The organism is Halomonas hibernica (genome assembly GCF_013183775.1).
Lineage (GTDB): Bacteria > Pseudomonadota > Gammaproteobacteria > Pseudomonadales > Halomonadaceae > Vreelandella > Vreelandella citrativorans.
Window position 1 is genome coordinate 1 of the sequence record NZ_VIFN01000032.1, and the last position, 2,952, is coordinate 2,952.

1 rRNA gene is annotated in these 2,952 nt (G+C 54.7%); it reads right to left on the reverse strand.

The window, feature by feature from the left end:
* Positions 1-38: 38 nt before the first annotated feature.
* Positions 39-2,931, reverse strand: a 23S ribosomal RNA gene (locus FKN99_RS17655).
* Between the last annotated feature and the right edge of the window lie 21 nt (positions 2,932-2,952).

Sequence of the window (2,952 nt, forward strand, 5' to 3'; positions counted from 1 at the left end):
TCATCGTTGTCACTGCGACCAGACCCCTTGGGTGTTATAGGGTCAAGCCTCACGGGCCATTAGTACACGTTAGCTCAACACCTTGCAGTGCGTCCACACCGTGCCTATCAACCAGCTGGTCTCGCTGGGCCCTTCAGGAGGCTCAAGGCCTCGGGGATGTCTCATCTTGAAGGGGGCTTCCCGCTTAGATGCTTTCAGCGGTTATCCCGTCCGACCATAGCTACCCGGCAATGCCACTGGCGTGACAACCGGAACACCAGAGGGTCGTCCACTCCGGTCCTCTCGTACTAGGAGCAGCTCTTCTCAAACATCCAACGCCCACGGCAGATAGGGACCGAACTGTCTCACGACGTTCTAAACCCAGCTCGCGTACCACTTTAAATGGCGAACAGCCATACCCTTGGGACCGACTTCAGCCCCAGGATGTGATGAGCCGACATCGAGGTGCCAAACACCGCCGTCGATGTGAACTCTTGGGCGGTATCAGCCTGTTATCCCCGGAGTACCTTTTATCCGTTGAGCGATGGCCCTTCCATACAGAACCACCGGATCACTAGAACCTGCTTTCGCACCTGCTCGACGTGTCTGTCTCGCAGTCAAGCACCCTTATGCTCTTGCACTCATTGCACGATGTCCGACCGTGCTGAGGGTACCTTCGTGCTCCTCCGTTACTCTTTGGGAGGAGACCGCCCCAGTCAAACTACCCACCACACACTGTCCTCGATCCGGATAACGGACCTGAGTGAGAACGCCAATGATGCCAGGCTGGTATTTCAAGGTTGGCTCCCTTCGAACTGGCGTCCGAAGTTCAAAGCCTCCCAGCTATCCTACACAGGCAACATCAGCGTCCAGTGTGAAGCTATAGTAAAGGTTCACGGGGTCTTTCCGTCTAGCCGCGGGTACACCGCATCTTCACGGCGATTTCAATTTCACTGAGTCTCGGGTGGAGACAGCGTGGCCATCATTACGCCATTCGTGCAGGTCGGAACTTACCCGACAAGGAATTTCGCTACCTTAGGACCGTTATAGTTACGGCCGCCGTTTACCGGGGCTTCAATCAAGAGCTTCGCCCGAGGGCTAACACCATCATTTAACCTTCCGGCACCGGGCAGGCGTCACACCCTATACGTCCTCTTGCGAGTTGGCAGAGTGCTGTGTTTTTAATAAACAGTTGCAGCCACCTGGTATCTTCGACCGGTTCGGGCTGAAGGAGCAAGTCCTCTCACCCTACGCCGGCGTGCCTTCTCCCGAAGTTACGGCACCATTTTGCCTAGTTCCTTCACCCGAGTTCTCTCAAGCGCCTTGGGATTCTCACCCTGACCACCTGTGTCGGTTTGGGGTACGGTCGCACATGATCTGAAGCTTAGAGGCTTTTCCTGGAAGCGTGGCATCAATGACTTCGACACCGTGGTGTCTTCGTCTCGTCTCTCGGCTTTAAAGGGTCCCGGATTTACCTGAGACCCAGGCCTACTGACTTTCACCAGGACAACCAACGCCTGGCCCACCTAGCCTTCTCCGTCCCCCCATCGCAATCATGTCCGGTACGGGAATATTAGCCCGTTTCCCATCGACTACGCCTTTCGGCCTCGCCTTAGGGGCCGACTCACTCTGCTCTGATTAGCATCGAACAGAAAACCTTGGTCTTCCGGCGGGGGAGTTTTTCACTCCCCTTATCGTTACTCATGTCAGCATTCGCACTCGTGATACCTCCAGCAAGCTTCTCAACTCACCTTCATCGGCTTACACGACGCTCCTCTACCGCTCATCCATAGGATGAACCCGTAGCTTCGGTATCTGGTTTAGCCCCGTTACATCTTCCGCGCAGGCCGACTCGACTAGTGAGCTATTACGCTTTCTTTAAAGGATGGCTGCTTCTAAGCCAACCTCCTAGCTGTCTGAGCCTTCCCACATCGTTTCCCACTTAACCAGAATTTTGGGACCTTAGCTGACGGTCTGGGTTGTTTCCCTTTTCACGACGGACGTTAGCACCCGCCGTGTGTCTCCCACGCTTGCACTCACCGGTATTCGGAGTTTGCCTCGGGTTGGTAAGTCGGGATGACCCCCTAGCCGAAACAGTGCTCTACCCCCGGCGGTGATACGTGAGGCGCTACCTAAATAGCTTTCGAGGAGAACCAGCTATCTCCGGGCTTGATTAGCCTTTCACTCCGATCCACAAGTCATCCAAATCTTTTTCAACAGATCCTGGTTCGGGCCTCCAGTTGATGTTACTCAACCTTCACCCTGCTCATGGATAGATCGCCCGGTTTCGGGTCTATATCCAGCGACTGTGTCGCCCAGTTAAGACTCGGTTTCCCTACGGCTCCCCTATACGGTTAACCTCGCCACTGAATATAAGTCGCTGACCCATTATACAAAAGGTACGCAGTCACAGAACAAGTCTGCTCCTACTGCTTGTACGCACACGGTTTCAGGATCTATTTCACTCCCCTCTCCGGGGTTCTTTTCGCCTTTCCCTCACGGTACTGGTTCACTATCGGTCAGCCAGGAGTATTTAGCCTTGGAGGATGGTCCCCCCGTCTTCAGTCAAGGTTTCTCGTGCCCCGACCTACTCGATTTCACAGGATCAGATTTTCGACTACGGGGCTATCACCCGCTATGGCCGAGCTTCCCAGCTCGTTCGTCTAATCAGTCACCTGCTTAAGGGCTGGTCCCCGTTCGCTCGCCGCTACTGGGGGAATCTCGGTTGATTTCTTTTCCTCAGGGTACTTAGATGTTTCAGTTCCCCTGGTTCGCCTCCTGCACCTATGTATTCAGTACAGGATACTGACCTTGTGGTCAGTGGGTTTCCCCATTCAGAGATGTCCGGGTCACAGGTTGTTTGCCACCTCGCCGAACCTTATCGCAGGCTTCCACGTCTTTCATCGCCTCTGGCTGCCTAGGCATCCACCGTGTGCGCTTCATTGCTTGACCCTATAACCCGAAGGAGTCTGG